Below are 26,039 nucleotides of genomic sequence, written 5' to 3'. Positions count from 1 at the left end.
CCAGCCACCTCCGTAGTGTGCGATCCCCGTGGACCGCACACTACGGAGACGTCTCAGGCCCTGGTCGAGTTGGTCTCGTACTCGCGCAAAGCCGCGGCGAAGTCCGGGCGGACCCGCACCAGCAGGCGCGTGCCCTCCTCCACGTGCTCCTCTTCGAGCACTTCGCCTTCCGCGTGCGCCCGCGCGACGAGCTCCCCGCGCGTGTACGGCACGAGGACCTCGACCGTGACCTCCGGCCGCGGCAAGCGGTCGGCGATCACCTCGACGAGCTCCGCGATGCCCGCCCCGGTCCGCGCCGAGACCGGCACCGAGCCGGCCAGCGCGTGCCGCAGCCGGGCGAGGCTGACCTCGTCGGACGCGTCGATCTTGTTGATCACCAGCAGCTCCGGCGGGAGCGGCTCCTTGCGCTTGCGCGTGATCTCGCCGAGCACCTCGCGCACGGCGCTGACCTGCTCCTCCGGCGCCGGGTCGGCCCCGTCCACCACGTGCAGCAGGAGGTCCGCGTCCGCGGCCTCCTCCAGCGTCGAGCGGAACGCGTCCACCAGCTGGTGCGGCAGGTGCCGCACGAAGCCGACGGTGTCGGTCAGCGTGTAGCCGCGCCCGTCGGCGGTCTGCGCGCGCCGCGTGGTCGGGTCGAGGGTGGCGAACAGCGCGTCCTCCACCAGCACTCCGGCTCCGGTCAGCGCGTTGAGCAGGCTCGACTTGCCGGCGTTGGTGTAGCCGACGATCGCCACGCTGGGCACCTCGTTGGCCAGCCGCCGCCCGCGCTTGGTCTCGCGGATCGTGTCCATGGCGGCGATCTCCCGGCGCAGCTTCGCCACGCGCTTGTTGATCCGCCGCCGGTCGGTCTCGAGCTTGGTCTCACCGGGACCACGCAGGCCCACGCCGCCGTTCGCGCCACCCGCGCGGCCACCGGCCTGCCGGGACAGCGACGCACCCCACCCGCGCAGGCGCGGGATCAGGTACTGCAGCTGGGCCAGCTCGACCTGCGCCTTGCCCTCCTTGGACCGGGCGTGCTGGGCGAAGATGTCGAGGATCAGGGCGGTCCGGTCGATGACCTTGACCTTGACCTTCTCCTCGAGCTGCCGCAGCTGGCCCGGCGAGAGCTCGCCGTCGCAGATCACGGTGTCGGCGCCGGTCGAGACGACGATGTCGCGGACTTCCCGCACCTTGCCCGAGCCGATGTAGGTGGCCGGGTCCGGCTTGGTCCGCCGCTGGATGAGCCCTTCGAGGACCTCCGAGCCCGCCGTCTCGGCCAGGCGCGCCAGCTCGGCCAGCGACGCCTCGGACTGCAGGGCGCTGCCCTCGGTCCACACGCCGACCAGCACGACGCGTTCGAGCCGCAGTTGCCGGTACTCGACCTCGGTGACGTCGTCGAGCTCGGTGGACAGCCCCGCGACACGGCGGAGCGACGCCCGGTCCTCGAGCTCCATTTCGCCTGTCGACGGGTCGCCGTCGTACAGGTCGTCGTCGTGGTCTTCGGTGTGTGTCAGTTCTGTCATCGTGCCTCCATGTTCCCACGATTCGCCGCGGGAACCGAACTTTTACGTGCTGGGATAGGTGGCGAGGTAGACCGCGGTGCGCTCCGCGCCGGGACGGCGGGGGCGCGCGCGGAACTCCTCGAGCAGGGCGTTGAGCCGGGTTTCCAGCTCAGCCCGCTCCTCGGGGGCCACCTGGACGACCAGGCGTGTCTGGTGCACGCCCTCGAATCCGGTGTCGGCGATCTCGGCCAGATAGGCCTCGAGTACCGCCTGCTCCACGTCCTTGTCACCGCATGAGTCGAGTGTCCACGACAGCCCCGTCGAAAGATACGGAATTTCCTTCGCGCCCCGGGCTCCGCGGCGCGGCGGCTGCGCGGCCAGGAGTCCGGTCTCGACGAGCTTGCGCACGTGGTGCAGGGTCGTCGCGGGGTCCCGCCCGAGCCGTCCGGCGAGCTCCTTGTTCGTGAGCGCCTCCGAGAAGGTCAACCGGATGATGCGCAGCCGTATTCCGGAGGCCAGGGCGGCAGCCTCGGCTTCGGTGGCGGCACGTCGTTTCTCAGAGGGCACGCGCACAGCCTAGAGCGAACAGTGATTGACACTTTCCAATCACTCGCGGCAGACTCGGGAACCATGCACCGGGGGTCACTCTTCCGTCACGCCGACTTCAGGCGGCTCTTCGCCGGCGACACGGCCAGCCAGTTCGGCGTGTTCGTCGGGAACACCGCCGTCCCGCTGCTCGCGGCGGTGACATTGGCCGCGACGCCGTTCGAGATGGGCCTGCTCACCGCGGCCGAGACGCTCGCCTTCCTGCTCATCGGGCTGCCCGCCGGCGTGTGGGTCGACCGGATGCGCCGCCGCCGGGTCATGCTCACCGCCGACCTCACGCGGGCGGCGCTGCTGCTGAGCGTGCCGGTCGCCTGGTGGGCGGGGGTGCTGACGCTCGCCCAGCTGCTCGTCGTCGTGTTGTTCGTCGGCATCGCGACGGTGTTCTTCGACATCGCCTACCAGTCGTACCTGCCCTCGCTCGTCGGCCGGGAGCACCTCCTCGAGGGCAACGCCAAGCTGCAGGCCGTCCAGTCGACCGCGCAGATCGCCGGGCCGAGCGCGGCCGGCGTACTGGTCCAGCTGGTGACCGCGGCGAACACGGTGCTGGTCACCGGCCTCGGCTTCGTCACCTCGGCGCTGTGCCTGCTGCGGATCCGCGCGGAGGAACCCGCGCCGCGGCGCGACGGCCACGCCCGGCTGCTCCCGCAGATCGCCGAGGGCCTGCGGTTCGTCTTCTCCGACAAGCCGTTGCGGGCGATCGTGGGCACGACGGCGACAGCGAACTTCTTCAACGGCGCGTTCATGGCCGTGTACGTGCTGTTCCTGACCCGGACCGTCGGGCTGCCGCCGGCCGCGGTGGGCGCGCTCATGGCGGTCGGCGGCGCCGGCGGCATCCTCGGCGCGGTCTGCTCGGGCGCGGTCACCCGCCGGGTCGGCCAGTCCCGCGCGATCTGGCTGGTCCCGCTGGTCACCGCGCCCGGCTACCTGCTCATCCCGCTCGCCGCGCCGGACTGGCGGCTCGGGCTCTCCGGGTTCGGGCTCGTCTTCAGCGGGTTCGGGATCATCATCTACAACATCGCGCAGGTTTCGTACCGGCAGGCGATCTGCCCGGACCGGCTGCTCGGCCGGATGAACGCGAGCGTGCGGTTCGTCGTCTGGGGCACCATCCCGCTCGGCGGCCTGCTCGGCGGCGCGCTCGGCGAAGGACTCGGGCTGCGCGGCGCGATGTGGGTCGCTGTCACCGGCGAGGCCGCCGCGGTCCTGTGGGTCGTGTGCTCGCCCTTGCGGCACCTGCGCGACCTGCCGACCGAGGCGAAAAGCGATTCCGCGGCCGCCTAGAGTTGCTTCATGAGTACCCCATACGAGCGCCCACAGGTCCCGGACAAGGTCGGTGTCGACGGTCTGGAGGCCAAGTGGGTACCCGTATGGGAGTCCACCGGCGCGTACCGGTTCGACCGCACCAAGACCCGGGACGAGATCTACTCGATCGACACCCCGCCGCCGACGGTCAGCGGGTCGCTGCACATCGGGCACGTCTTCTCCTTCACCCACACCGACGTCCTCGCGCGGTTCAAGCGGATGCGCGGGCTCGAGGTGTTCTACCCGATGGGGTGGGACGACAACGGCCTGCCGACCGAACGCCGGGTGCAGAACCACTTCGGCGTCCGCTGTGAGCCGTCGCTGCCCTACGACCCGGACTTCCGGCCGCCGGAAAAGCCGGGCAAGGACGTCGTCGCGATCTCGCGGCGCAACTTCATCGAGCTGTGCGAAATCCTGACCGAAACCGACGAGAAGACCTTCGAAGCGTTGTGGCGGCAGCTCGGGCTGTCGGTCGACTGGACGATGACCTACCAGACGATCGGGCACGACTCACGGCTGATCTCGCAGCGCGCGTTCCTGCGCAACCTCGAACGCGGTGAGGCGTACCAGGCCGAAGCGCCGACGCTCTGGGACGTCACGTTCCGGACGGCGGTGGCGCAGGCCGAGCTGGAGGACCGTGAACGCCCGGGTGCCTTCCACGACCTCGCGTTCACGGCCGAAGACGGCTCCGACGTCGTGATCGCGACGACCCGGCCGGAGTTGCTGCCCGCGTGCGTCGCGCTGGTCGCCCACCCGGACGACGAACGCTTCAAGCCGCTCTTCGGGAAAACCGTGCGGACGCCGGTGTTCGGCGTCGAGGTGCCCGTGGTGGCGCACCACCTGGCGGACCCGGAGAAGGGCCGCGGCATCGCGATGGTGTGCACCTTCGGCGACACGACGGACGTCACGTGGTGGCGCGAGCTGCGCCTGGCGACGCGGGTGGTGCTGGGCCGCGACGGCCGCTTCCTGCCCGACGCGCCGCACGGCGTGCCGGCGGACGCGTACGCGCCGCTGGTGGGCAAGACCGTCCACACGGGACGCGAGATCATGGTCCGCCTGCTGCGCGAAACCGGTGCCCTGCAAGGGGAACCGCGGCCGATCACGCACTCGGTGAAGTTCTACGAAAAGGGCGACAAGCCCCTGGAGATCGTCGCCAGCCGGCAGTGGTACCTGCGCAACGGCGGGAACGACCCGGCGTTCCGGGAAAAGATGCTGGCCCGCGGCGAAGAGCTGACCTGGGTGCCGAAGCACATGAAGGTGCGCTACTCGTCCTGGGTCGAGAACCTGGCCGGCGACTGGCTGGTCAGCCGCCAGCGGTTCTTCGGCGTGCCGATCCCGTTGTGGTACCGGCTCGACGCGCACGGCGAGCCCGACTACGACGCGCGCCTGCTACCGGACGACACCGCCTTGCCGGTCGACCCGAGCAGCGACGTCCCGCCGGGCTTCACCGAAGACCAGCGCGGTGTTCCGGGCGGGTTCGTCGCCGAAGCGGACGTGATGGACACGTGGGCGACGTCGTCGCTGACGCCGCAGATCGTCGGCCGCTGGAGCCTCGACGACGACCTGTTCTCGCGGGTGTTCCCGATGGACCTGCGGCCGCAGGCGCACGAGATCATCCGCACCTGGCTGTTTTCGACGGCGGTGCGCGCGGAGCTGGAGCACGGCGTGCTGCCGTGGCGGGCGGCGTCGATCGCGGGCTGGGTGCTCGACCCGGACCGCAAGAAGATGTCGAAGTCCAAGGGCAACGCGACGACCCCGGTGGACCTGCTGGAGCGGTTCGGCTCGGACGCGGTCCGCTACTGGGCGGCGAGCGCACGTCCCGGCGTCGACACGGCGGTGGACGAAGGCCAGATGAAGGTCGGCCGCCGCCTGGCGACGAAGCTGCTCAACGCGAGCCGGTTCGTGCTGGGCCTCGGCGTGCCTTCTTCTTCCGCGGTGGCGGTGGAACCGCTGGACCGGGCGCTGCTGGCGTCGCTGGCCGTCGTCGTCGAGCAGGCGACCACGGCGTTGGAGGCGCTGGACTACGCGCGGGCGTTGCAGGTGACGGAGACGTTCTTCTGGACGTTCTGCGACGACTACGTCGAGCTGGTGAAGGGCCGCGCGTACGGCGACAGCGGTCCCGAGGGAGCTTCGTCGGCCCAGGCGGCGCTGGTGACGGCGTTGTCGGCGGTGCTGCGGCTGTTCGCGCCGTTCCTGCCGTTCGCGACCGAGGAGGTCTGGTCGTGGTGGCAGGAGGGGTCGGTGCACCGGGCGTCGTGGCCGTCGCCGGAAGCGGCCGAAGGTGACCCGGAGCTGCTTTCCCTCGCCGGGCAGGTCATCGCGGGAGTGCGCCGCGCGAAGACGGACGCGAAGGTCTCGATGCGCACGGCGGTGGAGACGCTGACGGTGACCGGCCCGGCCGAGGTGCTGGCCCGGTTCGCGGCGATCGAGCCGGACATCCGCGTCGCGGGCGCGATCGCGGACGTCAAGACGCAGGAAGGCGACTTCGCGCTCGAAGCCGAGATCGGCGGCTGACGTCGGCGGGCCCGGCGGAATTCCTGCCGCGGAAACGGGAATTCCGGCGGGTCGGCCCGTTAATCTCTGGCCATGAGTACGGATGCGCCGGGAGCGGACCGTCCCTCGGCAGCCGGAGACGAGTTCGCCATCGCCGCCGCTGACCTGCTGCGACCGTTCCGGCCCTTGCTCGAACCGGCCTCGGCCGAGCCGGCCCCCGAGCCGACGCGGCAGCTGGCGGACTCCATCGGCCGCGCGATCGACGGGTTCTGGCCCTGGGTCGAACGAACCGCCAGGGCCTCGGGCAAGAGGGTCGATGAACTCAACCGGCGGGCCGCGCCGCCGAACTGGGTCGCCGACGGCAAGGCGGAGGTCGACTACTTCGCGGCCGTCCGGCTCTCGTTGGAGCAGGGTGTCCCCCTGGCCTGGGTGCCCGACCCGGAAACCGTCAAACTGCTCCTGGCCGCCCACGGCGAAGACGCCGCGGCCTCGCTCCACGCCGTTCTGGACGACCGCCGCGAAGTGATCCTCGACCACTGCGACCACCGCCTTGACGAGGTGGACCGGGCTCCCAGCGGGTCGCCGTCGGTCCGGGTCGCCCGGGAAGCGGTCCAGGCGCTTCGTCTCGATCTCCCGTCGCCGGCCCAGTCGGTGGCCACGAACCTCATCGACGAGCTGCTCCGGACCGCGTTCACGATCGTCTACGGCGGCCGGCACGACCAGGTCAAGACGCTGAGCCGCGTCCAGACGCTGTCGGAACGCGCCCACAGCGCGGGGTTGTCGTTCCTCGCGTCGCTCGGCATCCTGCGCGAACTGGCCACCGTGATGCCCTTACTCCACGCGATGACGCCGTGGTGGCCGGAAAGCCGCACACCCGCCCCCACGACCTTCAGCCGGCACGTGACCAGTCACTTCATCACGGCGCCGGGTCAGGTCACGCGGACCAACGCGCTCGTGGCGGTGCTGACGGCCGTTTCCTTGCTCAGCCAGGAGCACGACTCCCGCTGGGGCACCTGGAAGATCATGAACGCGCTCTGAACCGGCCGGCTGCCGCCGTCAGGAACCGGCGGCGGCCCACCAGGCTTCGTCGATCTCGCCGCGCGCCACGATCTCCGCGGGGCCCGACAACGTCGAACCGCCGCGGGACACCGTCACCTCGACCCGGCCGCCCGGGATGTCCACTGTGGACGCTCCGGTGTCCGTGCCCGCCAGGTGCAGCGCCGCCGCCACCGCGGCCACCGTGCCCGTTCCGCACGCCCGGGTCTCCCCCACGCCGCGCTCGTGCACACGCATCCGCAGCGCGCCCTCGCCGAGGCGGTTGACGAACTCCAGGTTGACCCCGTGCGGGAAGACGTCGTGGTCGAAGTCGGGCTGGTCGCGCAGGTCGAGGTCCGCGACGTCGTCGTCGAGCAGCGACACCAGGTGCGGGTTGCCGACGTCGACGGCCACGCCGGAGAACGGACGGCCGGCCACCACGGTCACGGAGGTGCCGGTGATCGTCGCCGGCCCCATCCCGACGGTCACCGAGCGGTCGGGGTGCACCACCACGGGGCGGTCGCCGGCGCGGGTGCCGACGACGAACTCGCCCTCGGTCGCGAGACCGGCGTCGACGAGGTAGCGGGCGAAGACGCGCACGCCGTTGCCGCACATCTCGGCGATCGACCCGTCGGCGTTGCGGTAGTCCATGAACCACTCGCCACCGGACGGGATGTCCAGCGCCGCGGCGCGGACGACGCGCAGCACACCGTCGGCCCCGAGGCCGCGTTGCCGGTCGCACAACGCGGCGACCCTCGCCTCGGTCAGCTCGAGGCGGCCCGCCGCGTCGGGGAGCAGCACGAAGTCGTTCTGCGTGCCGTGCCCCTTGAGGAACTCGATTCCGCCCATGGGGGAAAGATTACCGGCCCAGGGTATCCAGGACGCGTGCGGCCAGCCCGGTCTCCGCGCCGTCGTACCAGTGGATCCGCTTGTCGCGCCGGAACCAGGACCGTTGCTTCCGGACGAAGCGCCGCGTGGCCTGCGCCGTCGCCGCGGCGGCCGCCTCGAAGTCGCCTTCGCCGTCCAGCTCGGCGAGCACCTGCTGGTAGCCCAGCGCTCGCGACGCCGTCTTCCCTTCTCGCAAGCCGCGCTCCAGAAGCGCGCGGACTTCGTCGACCAGGCCGGCGGCGAACATCCGCCGGACCCGTTCGTCGACGCGCTCGTCGAGCTCCTCCGGCTGCCGGTCGACGCCGATCACGACCGTGTCGTAGCGGGCCGGGCCGGGCTTCGGCAGGTTCGCCGAGAACGGCTCGCCGGTGATCTCGATGACTTCGAGGGCGCGCACGATCCGGCGCGTGTTGGTCGGCAGGATCGCGGCCGCCGCGGCCGGGTCGCGTTCACTCAACCGGGTGTAGAGGGCGGGCGTGCCGGCTTCGGCCGCCTCGGCGTCCAGCCGCGCGCGCACCGCCGGGTCGGTGCCCGGGAACCGCAGGTCGTCGAGCACGGCCTGGACGTAGAGGCCGGATCCGCCGGTCAGCACCGGAACCCGGCCCGCGGCCAGCAGCCGCTCGATCTCGGCGCGCGCGTCGCGCTGGTAGGCCGCGACGGACGCGGTCTCGGTGACGTCCAGGACGTCGAGGAGGTGGTGCGGGACACCGCGTCGCTCGGCCGCGGTGGCCTTGGCGGTGCCGATGTCCATCCCCCGGTAGAGCTGCAGCGCGTCGGCGTTGACGACCTCGCCGCCCAGCTCCAGCGCCAGCTCCACGGCCAGCGCGGTCTTGCCGGTGGCCGTCGGCCCGACCACCGCCACGGGACGGGTTCCGGGCGGTGCGGCGGGGCTGGTCACGACGGCTGACGATACCGGCGGGCCGCCACGGAGCGTCCACCGGAAGTAGGATCACGAGCTTCGAGTGGCCCATCCAGTACCACGGTGCGCGCTGAGCTGCTTGAATGCCGCGTGGGGCCGTAGCATCCGAGCACGGCCCGTGACGACCGCACTACCCGGCCCCGCTTCCGCGGCGGGGCGCCCGCACCAGCGGGCGTACAGGCGATAAGGAGCCTGCGATGGCCCAGGAGAACACTTCCACCGGTACCCCGGCCCCGCACCCGGTGCCGCACGCGCTGCACGCCGGGCACGCCGCCCCGCCCGTGCCGCTCGCCGAGACCACCCCGTCCACCTGGGGCCGTATCGACGAAGAGGGGACCGTTTACGTCATCACCCCCGACGGTGAGCGCGCGGTCGGCGTCTGGCAGGCGGGCACCCCCGACGAGGGCCTGGTGCACTACGCCCGCCGCTTCGACGACGTGCGTACCGAGGTCGAGCTGCTGGAGACCCGGCTGGCCTCCGGGGCCGGCGACCCGAAGCACGCGCTGTCGAGCGCCACCCAGATCCGGGACGGCCTGGCCGAGGCCGCCGTGGTCGGCGACCTGGCCGCGCTCGCCGCGCGGCTGGAGTACGTCATCGGGCACGCCGAGAAGGCGCTGGCCAGCGCGAAGGCGGAGCGTGAGGTGGCCCGCGCGGCCGCGGTCGCGCGGAAGCAGGAGCTGGCCGAGGAGGCCGAGAAGATCGCCGCCGACTCCACCCAGTGGAAGGCGGCGGGCGACCGGCTGCGCGCGATCCTGGACGAGTGGAAGACGGTCAAGGGCGTCGACCGCAAGACCGACGACGAGCTGTGGAAGCGGTTCTCCAAGGCCCGCGAGGGCTTCAACCGGCGACGCGGGTCGCACTTCGCCGAGCTGGACAAGCAGCGCGCGTCGGCCAAGACGCGCAAGGAAGAGCTCATCGCCGAGGCCGAGGCCATCAGCGAGTCCGAGGACTGGGGCGAGACCGCGGGCCGCTACAAGGACCTGATGACCGAGTGGAAGGCCGCCGGCCGCGCGCCCAAGGACAGCGACGAGGCCCTGTGGCAGCGGTTCCGCGCGGCGCAGGACAAGTTCTTCGCCCGCCGGTCCGCGGTGTTCTCCGAGCGCGACGCCGAGTTCTCGACGAACGCGTCCCGCAAGGAGGAACTGCTGGTCGAGGCGGAGAAGATCGACGCCGCGTCGAACTTGGAAGCCGCGAAGAACGCGCTGCGCAAGATCCAGGAGCAGTGGGACGAGATCGGCAAGGTCCCGCGCGAGCGCATCCGCGAGCTGGACGGCCGGCTGAAGGCGGTCCAGGACTCGGTGAAGTCGGCGGAGGACTCCCGGTGGCGGCGCACCGACCCGGAGGCGCAGGCGCGGGCCGCGCAGTTCCGCGAGCGTGTCGAGCAGTTCGAGTCGCAGGCGGCGAAGGCTCGTGCTGCCGGGGATGAGCGTCGGGCGAAGAAGGCCGACGAGCAGGCTGCTCAGTGGCGGGAGTGGCTGGAGGCCGCCGAGGCCGCGGTCGCCGATCGCTGAGGTTTGTTTCGGAGGGTCTCTTCGTCACGGCGAAGAGACCCTTCGGCGGTTATCGGACGGTTAACGCGTCACCCGAAGCGGTGCGACGCCTCGCACGGCCAGGTGTCTTCCGGCGCTTTCCCCGCTCGCGAATGCTCCACTTCGATCATGAGCAAGCCATCGAACCTCGTGTCCGCGCTGGTCATCGCCTGCACCGTCGCGCTCGCCGCGCCGACCGTCGCGCTGGCCGCCACCGGGCCCGCCCCCGCCGTCGTCCAGGGCAAGAAGAAGCACAAGGCCAAGGTCGAGGCCAAGGCCGACAAGAACCGCGTCAAGGTCGGCGAAGAGACGAAGATCAAGGGCTCGTTCGCCGACCTCGGCGGGCAGGAGAGCGTCTCCGGCGGCGAGCCCGTGATCGTCCAGCAGCTCAAGGCCGGTGTCTGGGTCGACCTGACCACCGGCACCTGCCGGCCGAACGGGAACTTCGTGTTCAGCCTGAGCTTCAGCGTCCGGGCCAGCCTGACGCTGCGGGTCTTCCACCCGGAGACCGAGCTCTACGTCAGCGCGGTCTCCAGCGTGATCGGCCTCGTGGTGATCTAGTTCCGCGAGAACGCGGTCCGCATCCACGACACCGCGAGGCAGATCATCGCGATCCAGGCGATGATCAGGCCGTACCCGGGTCCGCCGCCCGCGGCTCCGCTGGCGTGCGACGACTGCTGCGACCAGATGGCCAGCAGCCCGTCCACCGAGGCGAACCAGCCGCCGGCGGCGCACACCCAGGCCAGCCACCAGCGGCGCGTCACCAGCGCCAGCGCCGAGGCGAGGATGCCGACGCCGGTCGACGTCGCCGCGAACAGCTGCGGGATGCCGCCGCCTTCGCCGGCCAGCACCCGCCAGCCCGCGTGCTCGCCGACCCACGGCAGGAGCAGGGAGATCAGCAGCACGAACGAGAACACCGCGATGGTGAACCCGCGCCGGCCCAGCTCCACCGTGCGCGACGCGCGGTAGCCCACCTCGTCGATCTCGGCGGCCAGCTCGGCCAGCTCGCCGTTGCCCTTGGACTCCGTCACAGCGCACACCCGCTCACCGGCTCAGGCCGGACGGCCGGGGCACCGAAGCCCGGCAAGCCCAGCGTGACGCCGCTCGTCTTCGGCCGGAGCCCCGCCTCCGCGTTGTCGCCGGCGCGCGTGCGCCGGTGGGACAGCAGGTCGCCGTCGGCGACCAGGTGGTGCGGGGCGCCGTAGGTCACGACCGTCTCGACGACGTCACCCGGGCGAACCTGGGCACCGCCCGGCGTGAAGTGCACCAGGCGGCCGTCGCGGGCGCGGCCGCTCATCCGGTGCGTCTCGGCGTCCTTGCGTCCCTCGCCCGCGGCGACGAGCAGCTCGACGCGACGGCCGACGATCTTCTTGTTCTCTTCCCAGGAGATCGCGTTCTGCATCTCGACCAGCCGTTCGTAGCGCTCCTGCACGACGGCCTTGGGCAGCTGGTCCGGCATCGTCGCGGCCGGCGTGCCGGGGCGGATCGAGTACTGGAAGGTGAACGCGCTGGAGAAACGGGCCTGCGCGACGACGTCGAGCGTGGCCTGGAAGTCCTCCTCGGTCTCGCCGGGGAAGCCGACGATGATGTCGGTGGTGATGGCCGCGTCCGGCATCGCCGCGCGGACCTCGTCGAGGATCTTCAGGAACCGCGCCGAGCGGTACGAGCGCTTCATCTCCCGCAGCACGCGGTCGGAGCCGGACTGCAACGGCATGTGCAGCTGGTGGCAGACGTTCGGCGTCTCGGCCATCGCCTCGATGACATCGGTGGTGAAGGACGCCGGGTGCGGCGAGGTGAAGCGCACGCGCTCCAGGCCGTCGATGGCGCCGGTGGCGCGCAGCAGCTTCCCGAAGGCGAGCCGGTCGCCGAACTCGACGCCGTAGGAGTTCACGTTCTGGCCGAGCAGCGTGACTTCGAGCACGCCCTCGGCGACGAGCGCCTCGACCTCGGCGAGGATCTCGCCGGGCCGGCGGTCGCGTTCCTTGCCGCGCAGGGCGGGGACGATGCAGAAGGTGCAGGTGTTGTTGCACCCGACCGAAACGGACACCCAGCTCGCGTAGGACGATTCGCGGCGCGCGGGCAGCGTGGAGGGGAAGGTCTCGAGCGACTCGAGGATCTCGACTTCGGCCTCGGCGTTGTGCCGCGCGCGTTCGAGCAGCGTCGGCAGCGACCCGATGTTGTGGGTCCCGAAGACGACGTCGACCCAGGGAGCCCGCTTGACGATCTCCCCGCGGTCCTTCTGGGCGAGACACCCCCCGACGGCGATCTGCAGGTCGGGGTTGGCGATCTTGTCCGGGCGCAGGTGGCCCAGGGTGCCGTAGAGCTTGTTGTCGGCGTTCTCCCGCACGGCGCAGGTGTTGAACACGATCAGATCGGGCTTGGCGCCGTCTTCGACGGGCGCGTACCCGGCGTCCTCGAGCTGCCCGGCGAGGCGCTCGGAGTCGTGCACGTTCATCTGGCAGCCGAAGGTGCGGATCTGGTACGCCCTGGGTGCCTGGTTCTCGGTCATCGTCCTTCAGGGTAACCCCGGCCTGACCAGGTGAAGCCGCCGCCTGCCGTGGGCCGGGCAGCGGGCCGTGACCGGCTGGGGGATCGCGGCGCGCGCCTCACCCGTCAAGTCGCCGGTGAGCACCTCGTGCTCGCCCGCTTCGAGGGCGCCGGGGCCCTCCTGGCCACCCGGCTCAAGGAGCCGAGGAGGCGACCGCGCGCTCCCGGGCCAAGGCCCGCCGGGCACCGGTGACGGGCCCGTGACGCCGCGAGGGCGCTGCCGCGACGTGCCGGGTGCCATCCTGCTGCCGCTATGGCTGTGCCCCTCAAGGTCCGCGCGCCGCAACCGGCGACTCCGGTCGTGTCCGCGGCGCCGGGCCCGCGCGCGGCGGCTCCGGGGCCCGCCGCTTCGAAGCCGGTGGCCGGCAACGCCGCGGTAGCCGCCGAAATGAGCGGGACGCGGCCCGGGTGGTCCGGGCGGTTGCTCGCCGGGCAGAACCTCGTCGGCAACCAGGCCGTCGCGGCCGCGGCCAAGGCGGGGCCCACCGGCCGCACGCCGCGGCCGCCGGCCAAGCCGGCGCCACCTCTCCCGAAGGACCCGAAGACCACCGAGGACCGTGCGAAGGCCGCCGCGGCACCGTCGGCGGGGGTGGCCGGCCGCCCGGTCGACGGCGTGCGCCTGGACGGGCCGCTGAGGCTGGCGCTGCCGTCCTTCGCGCGCCGGTTCGACGCGCCGGCCGCGCTGCCGCCGGTCCGCGCTCCCGGCGCCGGTGACCGGGACGCGCTCGCCTCGGCTTCGCGGGCGTTCGCCCGGCTGGTGGACCGGGCCCGGCGTGCCCACGAGGCTCAACGGTCGCTGCTGGAGCGGCTCGGCCGGGCCGCCGTGGACCGCCATGACCGGGTGGACGGCCGGGCCCGGTCCCGGGTCGCGGCGGCCGAGCACGAGCTGGACGACCTGCGTCTGGACTCGCTGGGCACCGTCGACGCCGCGTACGAGGAGGGCACCGTCGGGCTCGACCTCGCCGTGCGGCGGGGCCGCCGGCAGGTGGCCTCCGCCTCCGCGAGCGCGCTGCGCCGGGTGCGGGCCAACGCCGATACCGCGGGCGAACAGGTCACTGCGATCGTCAACGACCTGGCGGTGGGCTACACCGACCTTCTCGAGCAGAGCGCGGTCGCGATCACCACCGCGAGTGGACAGGCGATCGCGGCGGTCCAGGCCTACGGCGCGTCCGCCGCGAAGCTCTTCCCGGGCGGGGCGACGCCGATGGTGGAAGCGGAAAACGAGGCACGGCGCCAGGCCGTTCCGAGCGTGGCCGACGCGGCCGTGAAAACGCTCGCAGACGCGTCGAAGACGCAGTCGGACGCGTACCGCGCCCAGATCCAGCCGGTGCGCGACAAGTTCAACGAGAGCGAGCTGGCCAAAGCGCTGGAGACCCGCAAGACCGAGATCGACACGAAGGGCCGCGCCGCGGTGCGGAAGGCCACCAGCACGGCCTACGGCGCACTCGGCAAGCAGGCCACGAGCGGCCACGAAGCGCTGCGCCGGATGGCCGGCGAGGCCCGCGAGTCGATCGCCGTGCGGCACAAGGCGGCCCGGGACCGCCTGGTCGACGACGCCAACGCGCTGCTGCACGGCTCGCACGCGCAGGCCGGCGCGGAGCTGACCGGGCTCGGGACGGCCGCGACGACCGGGCTGGCCGCGTTCGGCCAGGTGACCACGTCGGTGCGCGACGGGCTGGAGCCGGCGGCGGAGAACGGCGCGGAAAGCCTGCGCCGGACGACGGAAAAGGCCGTCGGCGACACCGGGCCGAAGGTGGACCAGCTCGGCGTCGCGCAGCAGCGCCTGGTGACTCGCGCCGACGCGTCGACCGGCGCGGTGGTGAACGAGGTCGAGCGGACCGCGACGACGGCCTCCGGGCGGGCGCGGGCGGAATTGGCGGCCGCGCTGCGCGGGACGGGAAAGGCGGCCGCGCAAGGGATCGCCGGCTTCGTGGGCGGGCACGACGCGTCCTTCGCGGCCACGGCCCGCGGCATCCGCCAGGTCGCGGACGCGTGGGCCATGCCGCTGAAGCAGGTGTTCGGCACGGCGGTCCGCAAGACGAAGGCGGCGATGACCGCGCCGTTCACCGAGTGGAAAACGGCGACGGACGCCGGGCGGGACAAGTACATCCGCGAGATCTTCACGCCGTTCCTCGACCCGGGCAAGCGGCTGGCCGGCGAGATCGACGCGGCCGCCGTCGGGGTGGCGTCGGACCTGGAGAAGCGCGAGTTCGCCCTGGTGGACGCGTTCGGTGGCTGGGGCACCGACGAGGCGAAGGTGTCGAGGTCCCTGCGCGGCCTGACCCCGGCACAGGCTCGCGCGCTGCGCTGGCTGTACGAATCCGCGCACGGCACGCTCGACGCGGCGCTGACCGACGAGCTCAGCGGCGACGAGCTCGAATCCGCGCGGGCCTACCTTCGGGGTGACCAGGCCGCGGGCGCCGCGGCCGAGCTGCGGGCGTCCACCCACTGGTACAACGACGACGAGGCGCGCATCGAGGAGCTGATGCGCAACCTCAAGCCCGAAGAGCTCGAGAAGCTCAAGGGCAGCAGGGAAGGCGCGGAAGCGCTCGCCGAGGTGCGCGACAGCCTCGGCGGCACCGACCTGAAGGTGTTCGACGCGCTCGCGGCCGGCAACCAGAACCTCGCGGACGCGTTCCGGATGAAGGACCGGATCGACGACGCCCGCCGCGCCGGCGACCTCGACGCGATCCACGACACCCTCATCGAATACGGCAAGGCGCCGGCCGAGCGCGGCCGCGCCCAGGCCACGGCGGACGAGCGCCGGGTGGCGGTGCAGCAGGAGCTCGCGGGGATCATCGGCGGCACGACCGGGGTTTCGCCGCAGCAGGCCGCCGCCGCGGTCGAGAAGTACACGCTCGCGCCGATCGAGGTGACCGTCACCGACGCCGAGGGCGGCTCGACGGTCGAGACGCGGGAGATCACCGGCGCGAACCGGGACCTCGCCGTCGCGCTCATCCGCGGCGGCGAGAACACCGTCGCGGCGCGCGCGGCCCGGCTCGGCGTCGAGACGCAGCGGCCCGGCGGCCCGAACCTGCTCAAGCTGGACGCCGCGCTCGTCGACCCGCGGCTCAAGCCCGGCGCGAAAGTACCGGAGCAGGACCGGAAAGCCGCGCTGGACGAGCGTGACGAGGTTTTCCGGAAGTACGCCGCCGACTACGGCGGCGGCGCCCAGGCCGGGACGCCCGCGTCCGCGAAGACCTACCTGGAAGGACAGCTCAAAACCGCGTACGGCGACGACAAGGACGCCGGTGAGCTCGCCGTCCGCCTCGCGCACGAGGACTACCCGACCCCGAAGACGGCCGCGCTCGCCCTCGAGTACGCCTCGAAGGGCGCCGGCACCGACGAAGAGCTGATGTTCCGCTTCGTCGAGCGGATGGACCGCGACGAGATCGCCGCGATGCGCGTCGAATACCAGGGTCTCACCGGTACCGCGCTCGACGACGACCTCGGCACCTTCGGCGGACAGGGCTGGTTCACCGAGCTTTCCGGCGACGAGCGGCTGCGGATGGAACGGGCGCTGCTCGGCGTGCCCCGCAACGACCGGGAACGCGCCGAGGTCGCCGCGTTCACCATGCAGCAGCAGCGGGACGAAACCGGCTGGCTCGGTTCTTGGCTGGCCGGCGACAGCATGGCGGACCGGGATCTGGCGTCGGCGCAGTCCCGGCTCACCACTTCGCTGGGCGGCGCGACCGTGCGGGTCGACGACAAGGGCGACCCCGTCTGGACCGACGCGGCGGGCCGCCCGATCGCCGCGGGTGGCGGCTTGTTCGACAAGGACGGCAAGTACACCGGCGCGGATCCGCGGGAGTTCGCCTCCGCCGTGCGGGTCAGCAAGCTGGCGGCCGGGAACTACGCCGCCGCGATCGACCGCTACGCGTCGGTGCTGACCACCGCGGTCATGGTGATCGGCGCGATCGCCGCCGCCGTGGCGACGGTGGCCACCGGCGGCGCGGCCAGCCCGCTGCTGATCGCCGCCATCGCCGGGCTGACCGGCCTCGGCTCGATGGCCGTGCACAGCGCGGTCAGCGGCGGCCGGTACGGCTGGGAGCAGGCCGCGGTCGACCTCGGCATGACGGCGGTGCAGGCACTCACCGCCGGCGTCGGCCAGCACCTGTCGATCGTGGCGCGCGGCGGCGCCCAGAGCCTGGCCGCCGGGATGACGACGCTGCGGTCGGCCGAGGGCCTGGCCCCGACCATGGGCGGCATCACCGGCAGCACGCTGGGCGACCTGCTGGTCATCGGCGGAGCCACCGGCGGCCTGGGCGGCTTCGGTGGCGCGCTGCTGGACGAAGCCACCTGGCGCAAGGGGCTCGGCGAAGGCTTCGCGGCCCTGTTGGAGGCGACGCTGACGGGTGCGCTCGCGGGCATGGCGAGCACGGTGACCTCTCAGGCCTTCGAGTCCCTGCCGGCCGGCCGCGGCACCACCCTCGGCGAAGCGCTCGGCGGCTCACTGGCGGCCCGCACGGCGTTGCGCGGAACATCGTCGTTCCTCGGCGGCGCGACGGGCAAGGGCGTGGAGCTGGGCATCGGCGCGGCAACGGGCAAGCTCCCGGGCGACGCCGGCGACATCCTGCAGGAGATGGGCAAGGCCGGGCTGGAGTCGGCGGTGCAGGAGAGCGCGGCCGGGCCGCTCGAAAAACCGGCCAGGCTTCGCGGACCGGCGGAGTCGGTCGAGGTGGCCCGCCGGGCGGCGAGGTCGACGCGGACCGACACCGGCGACGTCGCCCCGGGTGCGGTCGCGAACCTGCTCAGGAAGCTGCCCGGCCTGCCGGACGATTCGCCGGCCTCGATCCGCGCGCTGGTCGCGACAGTGTTCGACGGCGACGTCGTGCTGGAGCCGGTCGGCGGTTACGACGGCCGGGCCCGGACCACGCGTCCGGTGTACCGGGTGACGGTGGACGGCGAGCCGGCCGGCTACGTCAAGATCGTGCCGGACGGCGCCGAGTTCGCCCGCGAGCTGTCGGCCGCGGACCGGCTCGGCCAGGCCGAGCTCAACGGGTTCGGCGTGCCGGACGTCCTCGCCGTCGCCTCGGTGCCCGGCCCGGAGGGCACCCGCCGCGGCGCGCTGTTCTCCGCGGCGGCCCCCGGCGTTTCGGTGGACGCCCTGCTCCGCCGAGTACCGCTGGCTTGGGACCGCGACCGGGCGATGGACGACCTGCGCCGGGCGGTCACCGGCGTCGCCGAGGGCATGGCCGAACTGCACCGCGGCGGCGAACGGCAGGCGTCCCCGGCCTACCTCGCCCCGCACGCCGCCACGATCCGCGAACACCTCGCCGAGCTGGCCGCCCGCCGCCCGCTCCTCGACGAGCTCGGCATCGATCTCGACCGGATCCAGGCCGCGCTGGACACCACCTTGGCGCGGGCCATGGCCGACCCCGGCCCGGCCGGCCTGGCGCACGGCGACGCCCACCTGGGCAACTTCCTCTGGGACGCCGACGCCGGGGTGTCGATGATCGACGCCCCGACCCTGCACCAGTCGATGAACGCCGCCGGCGACGCCATCGGTACGCCGGCCCGGGACGTCTCCCTGTTCACCCAGCGCATCGGCCACTTCGGGTACGAGTCCGGGCTGTCCCCGGCGGAGATCACCCAGCTCCGCCAGGACTTCGCCGACGCTTACGTGCGCGGCGGCGGCCCGGACGTGCCCGTGCCGGTACGGGCGATGTTCGACGCCCGCGCGGCGGCGCACCGGCTGGCCCGGGCCATGACCCGCTTGGAGGAACGGCCCGATCCCCGCCGGGCGCCCGACGTCGGCGCCGCCACCGCCGCCCTGCAGGACGCCCTGGGTCTCGACTCCACCACGGCGAACCGGCTCGCCGAACGCTTCGCCGGCCAGTTACCCGGGACCCCCGACTACCGCCGTGCCTGGACCGCGATCGACAACGTCCGCAGCTACCTGCAGACCACTGCCGACCCCGAGGTCCGGGCCCGCTTCGAAGCCCAGTACGGCGGCAAGATCCGCGAACTCCAGTCGGACCAGGCCAAGAAGTTCAAGGCACTGTGGGACGACCTCTTCCCCCATCAGCGGGACGAGTTCACGCTTTCCCCCGAGAAGAGCCGCCAGGCCGAAGAGGTGGTCCGAGCCCTGGCGGCGGACGCTCGTGGGCTCATGGACCGGCTGGCGGAGTTCGCGGTGACGACCGGGGATCCGGCGCTGGCCAGGGACACCGTGGGACGGACCGCGGACCTGAAGGGCACCGCGGCCTGGGAAGCGTCGTTCCGGGCGACCCAGACCAAGATCGACGACGTCGTCGCCGGTTTCACCTACCACGGCCAGGAGATCGGGTACATCGGCAGCATGAAGTCCGGCCTGCGCGGTCCGCACAAAGGGAAGACCCGCTTCGACCCGTACGACTTCGACGTCGACCTCTACGTGGTGGTCGACCGGGAGACCTTCGCCGAGTTCGCCGCCGAGTACCCGGACTTGCTGGACACCGAGGGCACGAAGATCATGCCCGATGGCGGGGAACCGGAAGACCTCGTCCGGCTCGGCAGGCGGATAGGCGCGGCGCTCAAGGAGAAATTCCCGCACGTCAAGGGAATCGAGGATTCCACGATCGCGCTCCGCGCGGAACAGCCCTGGTAAGATCACCCCGATGGCGAAAGAGTCCGGATGAAACGACAGAAGATCCGTTTCAGCGCCCGCGCGGATACCGACGAGGCGCCGGAGCAGGTCGCCGCGCGCGTCGGGCGAGCACTGGGCTGCACCTTCGCCCGAGGCGAATTCCAGCGGCGGCCCGCGCAGGTCGCGTCCGTCTTCGGTCTGAAGATCTCCGCGATCGGCGTTTCCGGTGCCGGCGGCAAGAATGTGGTCAAACTCGTCGGTGAGGTCGCCGAGGAGGGTTTTCTCTACGCACCTGGCGGCAGCGACGACGTCGAATACGAACGCGTGGACATCAGCGCTTACGTGGTCGATCTGCTCACCATTCGCACCGGCTTGCCGTGGTACCGGCCCACTCCCGAGGACTACGCGGCCGAACGCGAGGCGAGCCGCGGGCTCGACGACTGGCTCGGCGGGGTCGGCGCCGACGAAGAACGGTGACGACCTCGAGCCCGCGGGTGCGGGCGGAGATCTCCATGGTCGCGCTCCAGGTGCAACTCGAACCGATCCTGCGGGCGATCGCGGCGGACCGGACCGGCGCGGCCCTGCAGGAGCTGCGGCCGCGGGATGACGACTACGCGAAAGTCTTCGTGCGCGACACCGTGGAACCGGCCCGGCAGCAGTACGAACAGACCTGGACCTCCGGGATCGGCTTCCGTTGGCCGACCGGCCGTCAGAGCCTCCGCGTCCACCTCGCGCCGGCCGGTGCGCTCGCCGATGACAACGCCCTGTCGCACTCCTTCCCCGGTGGCTACCGTTCGGTGGCGGCCCGCTTGCTGCCGACGCGGGTGTGGGCCGCCTGGCGGTACCTCTCCCCCGGGCAGTCCGCCGGTCTTTCCTACGACGGCCTGGTCTGGTGCGACGACCACTGGGCGTTCTTCCCGAAGCCCTACCGCGTGTTGGCCACCGGCTGAACCTGCTCTGCACCAACGGATGGCGCGACGCCGGTGGGTTCGTCTACCGGATGCGCGACACCACGACGGTCGGCTGGCTGCGCGACCTCGAGCCGTTCTGGGAAGAGTGGGAAGACGTCGAGGAGCAGGAAGCCGGCGGCAACCGCTTCACCCGCGGCTTGCTGCTGTCCGACGAAACCGACTCGGGCATCCTGTTCCTCGACCCCGGCGACGTGGACGGCTCCGGTGAGTGGGCCGCGTACAGCCTGTTCTGCTGGCGCGCCGAACCACCCACCCGGTTCGCCTCCTTCACCGCGTTGATGGAGCACCTCTACGCCGAGTTCCACCAGATGCGCAAGCCGGCCGGCGAGACGCGCGACGCGTGGGACGCGGAGGTCGAACGAGCGCGGGTCGCCGCCCTCGCCGGTGACGTCGATGCCGCCGACGAGGTGCTGGAGCGAGCCGAAGACTTCGGCCGTGAGCGGGCCACCGTGCTGCGCGCGCAGATCCTGCTGTTGTCGCGCAACTGGTACGAAGCCGGCACGCTGCTCGGCCGGCTGCTGCACCCGTCCTTCCTGCCGACGGGTTTCCTCACGGACCCGCTCTTCACCGAGGAACTGCTGCCGTACCTCTTCGACGACCACCTCCGCGGCGCGCGGCAGGCCGGATGTCCGTGCTCCAAGGCGCGATGATCGGCGAACGGCCGGAGATCATGGCCCTGGTCGCCGAAAACGAACCCCGGTTCTCGAGACCCGGGGAAGGCTTCTCCTACGGCAACGCGGAGTTCGACCGGCCGGTGCGCGACGCCCGGGCCGCGTACCCGGACGACCCCGGCGCGCTGTGGACCGCGGTCCGGGCCGCGCTGCCGCACTGGCGGCCGCGCACGCCGGACCACATCGCCCCGGTCGCCCTGCTCGCCGATCCCGTCCTGGCCGCCGCGATCACCCCGGAGCGCGGCCGCGAACTCCTCACGACGCCTCGGCTCCCGTGAACATGGCCACCATGCTGTGCGGTGCGTCCGCGCCCAGCATGACGTCGTAGATGTCGTCCTCCCCCGCTTCGGCCGCCGCGCGGGGGGAACATCGCCGTTTCGTGCTCCGCAAGCGCCTTCTCCGCGTCCTCCGGGTGCGCGGCGATCGCCTGCGCGAGTGACGCACCGTCCAGCATGGCCAGGTTGGCGCCTTCGCCGTTCGGCGGCATCAGGTGGGCCGCGTCGCCGATCAGGGTCACACCCGGTACCCGGTCCCAGCGGTGCTCGGCCGGCAGGGTGAACAGGCGGCGCAAGACCGGCGGCACGTGGCTGTCGGTGAGCAACGCCGTCAGCTCCGGGGCCCAGCCGTCGAACTCCCCGGCGACGTCGACGGCGCGCCAGTCCTGCGGCTTGCGCAGCTGCGCGTAAGTGTGCAGCGTGCCACCGCTTTCCCGGTGCGCCAGGATTCCCTTGCCCGGCGCCAGCGCGAACATCGATCCCGCGCCGACGGCCTTCGCGGCGGCGGGATGGCGGGTGTCGGCGTCGAACAGGAACGTCTCGACCACCGAAACGCCGACGTAAGAGGGAATCGCGTCCGACACCAGCGGACGCACGCGCGACCACGCGCCGTCCGCACCGACGAGCAGCTCCGAAACGACGGAAGTGCCGTCCGCGAAGGTCACCTCGTGGCGGCCTTCGCCGAGGGCCCGGACGCCGGTGACCTTCCGTCCCCAGTGGACGGTCCCGGGCGGCAGCGAATCGAGCAGCAGCTGCCGCAGTTCGCCGCGCTGGACTTCGGGACGCTCGCCGGTGCCGTCGTCGGGCCGGTCGAGCAGGACCGTCCCCGCCCGGTCGAGGACGCGGTAGGACTCGCGGCCGGCCAGGACGAGCCGGCGAAATCCCGCCGTCAGGCCGGCCGCTTCGAGCGCCGGCTGGCCGTTCCACGGGTGGATGTCGAGCATTCCGCCCTGCCGGCGGGCCTCCGGTGAGGCTTCCGCTTCGTAGACCGTCGCCGGGATGCCGTGGACGTGCAGGACGCGGGCCAGCACCAGGCCGCCGAGTCCGGCTCCGATGATCGTGATGGTTCGTTGGATCGTCACTCCAATGACGCTACCACGACTTTGGATCGCCGATCCAACCATGCGATAATGCCGTCATGACGAAGCGACGCACCGACGGGCTGTCGAAGGAGCTGATCGTCAAGGCCGCGAAGAAGCTCCTCGACGACGGCGGCGAGGCCGCGCTCACCTTCCGGGCGCTCACCACCCACCTGGCCACCGGCTACGGCGCGATCTACCACCACGTCGCGAACAAGAGCGACCTGCTCGCCGCGGCCACCGACGACGTCATCGCGGACGTCATGACCGGCGCGGTCGTCGACGCGGAGCCGCGGGAAGCGCTGCGCACCGTCGCGCTGGGCCTGTTCGACGCGATCGACGCCCACCCCTGGGTCGGCGCGCAGCTCTCGCGGGAGCCGTGGCGCCCCGCGCTCCTGGAGGTCTACGAGCGCATCGGCGGGCTCCTCGACGCACTCGGCGTCCCCGGGCAAGCGCTCTTCGACGCCGCGGGCGCGCTGGTGAACTACGTCCTGGGCGTCGCCGGGCAGAACGCCGCGAACGCCCGGCTCCTCACCTCCGGCGAGGAGGACCGCACGGCTTTCCTGGGCAAGGTCGCCGCGCAGTGGGCGGACCTCGATCCGGAGAAGTACCCGTTCGTGCACAAGGCGTCGGCGCAGCTGCGCGAGCACGACGACCGCGAACAGTTCCTCGCCGGCGTCGACATCTTCCTGGCCGGGATCGCCACCCTCCGGTAGCGGCGGCCCGGGGGCCGGGCCACCGCTACCGGGGAGGTCACCAGCCGACCGCGACCACCAGCCACTGCGGGTCCCCGTGGGAGACGAACGACGACTGGGCCGCCACGTCGTCGTACGGGAAGCCGTACGCCAGGTGGTTGATGCCGTGGTCGTGCCAGAACTTCGCGTAGTAGTTCGCCGGCGCGGCCTGGTAGTAGTTCGCCGGGTCCTGCTGCTGCGACGCCGGGAGCTGCGCCGTGTGCCGGTTCAGCGCCGCGCACATGTTCGGGTTGCCGGCCAGCGAGCCGGCGCACCCGGTGATGTTCGACGTCGGCTCGTTGACGCCCACCGACTGCGCGTACGCGGTGAAGTAGTTCGCGTACCGGCCGCCCGCGCGGAAGTCCGGGGCGCTGCCCGGGGCCGGGATCCGGTACGGCGCGTTCACCGTCGCCAGCCCCTTGAACTCCGTGGGCACCTCGGCCTGGAACTTGGCGAAGGTGGCCGACCGGTCCTCCTGGAAGGTCCCGTAGTCGTCACCCACCTGGACGTCGTAGCCGTCGTGCGCGTGCAGCCGCATGGCCAGCTTCAGCGCGAACGCGTCCACCCGGGTGGTGTTGCCGTTGAAGACGTCCGGCCCGACGGTGAACTCGATGAAGTCGGCGTACTGGCCGTTCGGGGTGCCGAGGTAAAAGTACATCCGCCCGGCGGAGTTGGCCGGCATGTCGATGTAGGGCTGCTCGGCGATCGAGTGGGTCTGGCCGCCGAAGTTCCAGTACACCTGACTGTCCGGGTACTTGCCGTTGGTCCGGTTGAGCACCTTCACGGTGAGCACGTTGCGCGCGGCCGGGATACTCGCGGTGTCGCCCCAGAACGAGTCGGGCGGGGTGCCCGCGCCGGGTTGCGTCGTCCCGCCGCCGGTGCCGAACACCTGGAACTCCCACAGGGAGACGCCGTACGGGGTGGCTCGCGCGGTCGTCGACAGGCGCACGTACCGCCCGGACCCGGTCACGTTCAGCGTCTGCGTCCCGCCCGTGCCGGTGGTCGTCTGGTACACAGTGGACCACGTGGAACCGTTGGCGGACAACTGAATCTGGTACGCCGTCGCATAGGCGGCCTCCCAGCGCAGCACGACCTGGCTGACGGTCGCCGCGCCGCCGAGGTCGATCTGGATCCACTGTGGATCGCTGAACTGCGACGACCAGCGGGTGGCGGTGTTGCCGTCCACCGCGGCGGACGCGGGGGTGCCGGCGTTCTCCACCGACGACGCCGTGGCGGGTTTGCCTTGGGAGATCAAGGGGTCCGCAGCGGACGCCGACGGGGCGGCGAGACCGAGGACGGCGACGGCGAGGGCCGCCGCCAGCGTCGCCAAGCGGATACCGGGGCCGCGGCGACGGCGCCGCGGCAGGACGTTCGAGGGCATGGTTCCTCCCTGGCCGGGGAAGTGGGCGGACCCGCCGCCGGTCAGGGGACGGCGTCGTCCGGTTCGCCCCCTGATCGCCGGGCGGATGCCCTCGAGGGCCGGCGGGGGACGACTGGTGAAAAGGTTCATACCACCACGCCCGGCCTGTCAACCCTTGACAGTTCCGCGCCGCGGAGCGATCCTCGGAACCGGTTCCACCTCGAACCTCTGCGTGGCGCCGCCACCCGCCCAGGGGCCTCATCCCCCGGAGTCGGTCATGCCTTCGAACACCCGCCGCGGCGCCGTCGCCGCGACCCCGGACGCCGTCAGGCCGCGCGCTCGTCCGGGAATCCACTGTGGACTCCCGGGGCCCTCACGCCACGAGGTCGGCCAGCACCGCCGAGGCCGCCCGCTGACCGGACACCAGCGCGCCCTGCACCGACGGCGTGTCCCGGTGGTCACCGCAGACGTACCGGCCGGGCCTGACCCGGACCGGACGCCGCAGCGGGGCGCCGGGGCCGAACACCGGCAGCGCCTTCGGGACCGCGTACGTCTTCAGCAGTTCCCAGCCCCGGGTGTCCGTGTCGTACATGCGCGCCAGCCGCTGCCGCACGCGCGGCTCGAGACCGGGGTCGGCGCGGTCGGGCACCGAAGCGGTGATCAGCGCCGACCCGGGCGGGGCGTACCCGGGCGCCACCTCGCTGAGCACCGCCGTGTTCACCAGCAGGTCGTCGAGGCCGTCGACGAGCAGGGTCGGGGACCGCAGCGGCGACGCCCCGGCGCGGTAGTAGAAGGTCGTCACCGCGTGCCAGCCCGGCGCCTCGACCCCGGGCAGCAGGCGGGCGGCGGTGTCGCCGTCGGTCGCGACGACCACGGCGCGCGCGGAGATGTCTTCGCCGTCGCGGGTCCGGACGCCGTCCTCGGTGATCGAGCCGACCTCGACGCCCGTGCGGACCGGCAGCCCGGCGGCCAGCTGACGCGGCAGAGCCTGCATGCCCTCGGCCGGCAGCACGCCCCCGCCGCGCAGGAAACTGCGCCAGATCAGGTGGAACAGCCGGCTCGAGGTCGCCAGCTCCCGGTCGAGGAACACCCCGGCCAGGAACGGCCGCAGCACCTCCTCGACCGTCGACCGCGTCAGCCCCCAGCGGCGCAGTTCCTCGGCGGTGCTGCGCCCGGTGTCGGCGCGGTCGGCCTTCAGCACGTCCCGGGCCGCGAGCGCCGCCATCCGCGCGCCGTCGGCGGGACGGCCCGCGACGAACCCGGCGGCGCCGCGAACCGCGGGCAGGCCGTGCCACGGACCGGCGAGCCAGCGGCGCCCGGAACCGGTCATCGCGATCGTGCCGCGCGTGAACGGGCGCGGCCGCAACGCGCCGACGTCGGCCAGCCGCCGCAGCGCCGGGTACGCCGGCAGCAGCACCTGGAACCCGCGGTCGAGGCGGAAGCCGTCGACGACGTCGGTGCGCACCCGGCCGCCGACGTCGTCGCCCGCCTCCAGCACCACGACCTCCGCCCCGGCCCGGCGCAGCCGCCGCGCCGCGCTCAACCCCGCCAGCCCGCCACCCACCACGACGACGTCCATGCCGC

19 protein-coding genes and 1 pseudogene are annotated in these 26,039 nt (G+C 72.4%); 11 read left to right on the top strand and 9 right to left on the bottom strand.

Annotated features, from left to right (window positions below; all coding sequences use genetic code 11):
* Positions 1-53 precede the first annotated feature (53 nt).
* Both hflX and AA23TX_RS08850 read right to left on the bottom strand, forming a co-directional pair.
* On the bottom strand, positions 54-1,502 hold the full coding sequence (gene hflX, locus AA23TX_RS08855) for a GTPase HflX (protein WP_155542076.1): 1,449 nt from the start codon (positions 1,500-1,502) through the stop codon (positions 54-56).
* 42 nt (positions 1,503-1,544) lie between these two features.
* Positions 1,545-2,048 (bottom strand): ArsR/SmtB family transcription factor, encoded by a 504-nt coding sequence (locus AA23TX_RS08850; protein WP_155542075.1) that lies wholly within the window; start codon positions 2,046-2,048, stop codon positions 1,545-1,547.
* Positions 2,049-2,111: 63 nt separating this feature from the next.
* Between AA23TX_RS08850 and AA23TX_RS08845 the strand changes: the two genes are divergently transcribed.
* The 3 genes from AA23TX_RS08845 to AA23TX_RS08835 all read left to right on the top strand — a co-directional run bounded on the left by AA23TX_RS08845 (position 2,112) and on the right by AA23TX_RS08835 (position 6,917).
* Positions 2,112-3,365, top strand: a complete 1,254-nt coding sequence (locus AA23TX_RS08845; RefSeq protein ID WP_155542074.1) for an MFS transporter — start codon at positions 2,112-2,114, stop codon at positions 3,363-3,365.
* 9 nt (positions 3,366-3,374) lie between these two features.
* Entirely contained in the window at positions 3,375-5,900 is a 2,526-nt protein-coding gene (gene valS, locus AA23TX_RS08840; RefSeq protein ID WP_155542073.1) for a valine--tRNA ligase, read from the top strand.
* A 72-nt stretch (positions 5,901-5,972) separates the two neighbouring features.
* On the top strand, positions 5,973-6,917 hold the full coding sequence (locus AA23TX_RS08835) for a hypothetical protein (protein WP_155542072.1): 945 nt from the start codon (positions 5,973-5,975) through the stop codon (positions 6,915-6,917).
* Positions 6,918-6,935: 18 nt separating this feature from the next.
* Here the strand turns inward: AA23TX_RS08835 and dapF are convergent, their stop codons facing one another.
* Positions 6,936-7,763, bottom strand: a complete 828-nt coding sequence (gene dapF, locus AA23TX_RS08830; RefSeq protein ID WP_155542071.1) for a diaminopimelate epimerase — start codon at positions 7,761-7,763, stop codon at positions 6,936-6,938.
* Between the two features lie 10 nt (positions 7,764-7,773).
* On the bottom strand, positions 7,774-8,700 hold the full coding sequence (gene miaA, locus AA23TX_RS08825; RefSeq protein WP_155542070.1) for a tRNA (adenosine(37)-N6)-dimethylallyltransferase MiaA: 927 nt from the start codon (positions 8,698-8,700) through the stop codon (positions 7,774-7,776).
* Positions 8,701-8,918: 218 nt separating this feature from the next.
* Between miaA and AA23TX_RS08820 the strand changes: the two genes are divergently transcribed.
* Both AA23TX_RS08820 and AA23TX_RS08815 read left to right on the top strand, forming a co-directional pair.
* Positions 8,919-10,232: a DUF349 domain-containing protein gene (locus tag AA23TX_RS08820; protein ID WP_155542069.1), complete on the top strand. Its 1,314-nt coding sequence runs from the start codon at positions 8,919-8,921 to the stop codon at positions 10,230-10,232.
* A 147-nt stretch (positions 10,233-10,379) separates the two neighbouring features.
* The gene (locus tag AA23TX_RS08815) at positions 10,380-10,811 is read left to right on the top strand and encodes a hypothetical protein (protein WP_155542068.1); all 432 of its coding nucleotides are present in this window, start codon (positions 10,380-10,382) and stop codon (positions 10,809-10,811) included.
* Here the strand turns inward: AA23TX_RS08815 and AA23TX_RS08810 are convergent.
* Both AA23TX_RS08810 and miaB read right to left on the bottom strand, forming a co-directional pair.
* Positions 10,808-11,281, bottom strand: coding sequence for an Rv2732c family membrane protein (locus tag AA23TX_RS08810; protein WP_155542067.1), 474 nt, complete (start codon positions 11,279-11,281; stop codon positions 10,808-10,810). The two genes, AA23TX_RS08815 and AA23TX_RS08810, sit on opposite strands and share 4 nt — an antisense overlap.
* Positions 11,278-12,759, bottom strand: coding sequence for a tRNA (N6-isopentenyl adenosine(37)-C2)-methylthiotransferase MiaB (gene miaB, locus AA23TX_RS08805; RefSeq protein ID WP_155542066.1), 1,482 nt, complete (start codon positions 12,757-12,759; stop codon positions 11,278-11,280). Before miaB ends, AA23TX_RS08810 begins: the two co-directional genes overlap by 4 nt.
* 291 nt (positions 12,760-13,050) lie before the next feature.
* On the opposite strand from miaB, the gene AA23TX_RS08800 reads away from it, so the two are divergent.
* From AA23TX_RS08800 to AA23TX_RS08780, 5 genes are read left to right on the top strand one after another with little or no spacing between them, the layout of a single operon-like run.
* A complete protein-coding gene (locus AA23TX_RS08800) occupies positions 13,051-19,386 on the top strand; it encodes a phosphotransferase (RefSeq protein ID WP_155542065.1) in 6,336 nt (2,111 codons plus the stop codon).
* A 27-nt stretch (positions 19,387-19,413) separates the two neighbouring features.
* On the top strand, positions 19,414-19,842 hold the full coding sequence (locus AA23TX_RS08795; protein WP_155542064.1) for a hypothetical protein: 429 nt from the start codon (positions 19,414-19,416) through the stop codon (positions 19,840-19,842).
* Complete coding sequence (locus tag AA23TX_RS08790; RefSeq protein WP_155542063.1) at positions 19,839-20,315, top strand: hypothetical protein; 477 nt, start codon at positions 19,839-19,841, stop codon at positions 20,313-20,315. Before AA23TX_RS08795 ends, AA23TX_RS08790 begins: the two co-directional genes overlap by 4 nt.
* Positions 20,258-20,986, top strand: coding sequence for a hypothetical protein (locus AA23TX_RS08785; RefSeq protein ID WP_196425239.1), 729 nt, complete (start codon positions 20,258-20,260; stop codon positions 20,984-20,986). The genes AA23TX_RS08790 and AA23TX_RS08785 overlap by 58 nt, the downstream gene beginning before the upstream one ends.
* The gene (locus AA23TX_RS08780; protein ID WP_155542061.1) at positions 20,962-21,285 is read left to right on the top strand and encodes a hypothetical protein; all 324 of its coding nucleotides are present in this window, start codon (positions 20,962-20,964) and stop codon (positions 21,283-21,285) included. Before AA23TX_RS08785 ends, AA23TX_RS08780 begins: the two co-directional genes overlap by 25 nt.
* Here the strand turns inward: AA23TX_RS08780 and AA23TX_RS08775 are convergent.
* A pseudogene (locus AA23TX_RS08775) lies at positions 21,263-22,406 on the bottom strand (FAD-dependent oxidoreductase). The gene AA23TX_RS08780 and the pseudogene AA23TX_RS08775 sit on opposite strands and share 23 nt — an antisense overlap.
* Before the next feature lie 14 nt (positions 22,407-22,420).
* Between AA23TX_RS08775 and AA23TX_RS08770 the strand changes: the two are divergent.
* Entirely contained in the window at positions 22,421-23,077 is a 657-nt protein-coding gene (locus AA23TX_RS08770) for a TetR/AcrR family transcriptional regulator (protein ID WP_155542060.1), read from the top strand.
* 37 nt (positions 23,078-23,114) lie between these two features.
* Here AA23TX_RS08770 and AA23TX_RS51210 read toward each other — a convergent pair whose 3' ends face one another.
* Both AA23TX_RS51210 and AA23TX_RS08760 read right to left on the bottom strand, forming a co-directional pair.
* The gene (locus tag AA23TX_RS51210) at positions 23,115-24,476 is read right to left on the bottom strand and encodes a beta-1,3-glucanase family protein (protein ID WP_155542059.1); all 1,362 of its coding nucleotides are present in this window, start codon (positions 24,474-24,476) and stop codon (positions 23,115-23,117) included.
* Between the two features lie 352 nt (positions 24,477-24,828).
* On the bottom strand, positions 24,829-26,034 hold the full coding sequence (locus AA23TX_RS08760; RefSeq protein ID WP_155542058.1) for an FAD-dependent oxidoreductase: 1,206 nt from the start codon (positions 26,032-26,034) through the stop codon (positions 24,829-24,831).
* Between the last annotated feature and the right edge of the window lie 5 nt (positions 26,035-26,039).

It is taken from the genome of Amycolatopsis camponoti (genome assembly GCF_902497555.1).
Taxonomy (GTDB): domain Bacteria; phylum Actinomycetota; class Actinomycetes; order Mycobacteriales; family Pseudonocardiaceae; genus Amycolatopsis; species Amycolatopsis camponoti.
This window is presented reverse-complemented; position numbering and strand designations above follow the sequence as displayed.

What these genes read in the sequence shown, in the direction of transcription:
- AA23TX_RS08795 (WP_155542064.1), top strand. Translation starts at nt 19,414, where the DNA reads ATGAAACGACAGAAGATCCGTTTCAGCGCCCGCGCGGATACCGACGAG.
- AA23TX_RS08800 (WP_155542065.1), top strand. Translation starts at nt 13,051, where the DNA reads ATGGCTGTGCCCCTCAAGGTCCGCGCGCCGCAACCGGCGACTCCGGTC.
- AA23TX_RS08780 (WP_155542061.1), top strand. Translation starts at nt 20,962, where the DNA reads ATGTCCGTGCTCCAAGGCGCGATGATCGGCGAACGGCCGGAGATCATG.
- AA23TX_RS08815 (WP_155542068.1), top strand. Translation starts at nt 10,380, where the DNA reads ATGAGCAAGCCATCGAACCTCGTGTCCGCGCTGGTCATCGCCTGCACC.
- hflX (WP_155542076.1), bottom strand. Translation starts at nt 1,502, where the DNA reads ATGACAGAACTGACACACACCGAAGACCACGACGACGACCTGTACGAC.
- AA23TX_RS08845 (WP_155542074.1), top strand. Translation starts at nt 2,112, where the DNA reads ATGCACCGGGGGTCACTCTTCCGTCACGCCGACTTCAGGCGGCTCTTC.
- AA23TX_RS51210 (WP_155542059.1), bottom strand. Translation starts at nt 24,476, where the DNA reads ATGCCCTCGAACGTCCTGCCGCGGCGCCGTCGCCGCGGCCCCGGTATC.
- dapF (WP_155542071.1), bottom strand. Translation starts at nt 7,763, where the DNA reads ATGGGCGGAATCGAGTTCCTCAAGGGGCACGGCACGCAGAACGACTTC.
- AA23TX_RS08835 (WP_155542072.1), top strand. Translation starts at nt 5,973, where the DNA reads ATGAGTACGGATGCGCCGGGAGCGGACCGTCCCTCGGCAGCCGGAGAC.
- AA23TX_RS08760 (WP_155542058.1), bottom strand. Translation starts at nt 26,034, where the DNA reads ATGGACGTCGTCGTGGTGGGTGGCGGGCTGGCGGGGTTGAGCGCGGCG.
- valS (WP_155542073.1), top strand. Translation starts at nt 3,375, where the DNA reads ATGAGTACCCCATACGAGCGCCCACAGGTCCCGGACAAGGTCGGTGTC.
- AA23TX_RS08770 (WP_155542060.1), top strand. Translation starts at nt 22,421, where the DNA reads ATGACGAAGCGACGCACCGACGGGCTGTCGAAGGAGCTGATCGTCAAG.
- AA23TX_RS08820 (WP_155542069.1), top strand. Translation starts at nt 8,919, where the DNA reads ATGGCCCAGGAGAACACTTCCACCGGTACCCCGGCCCCGCACCCGGTG.
- miaB (WP_155542066.1), bottom strand. Translation starts at nt 12,759, where the DNA reads ATGACCGAGAACCAGGCACCCAGGGCGTACCAGATCCGCACCTTCGGC.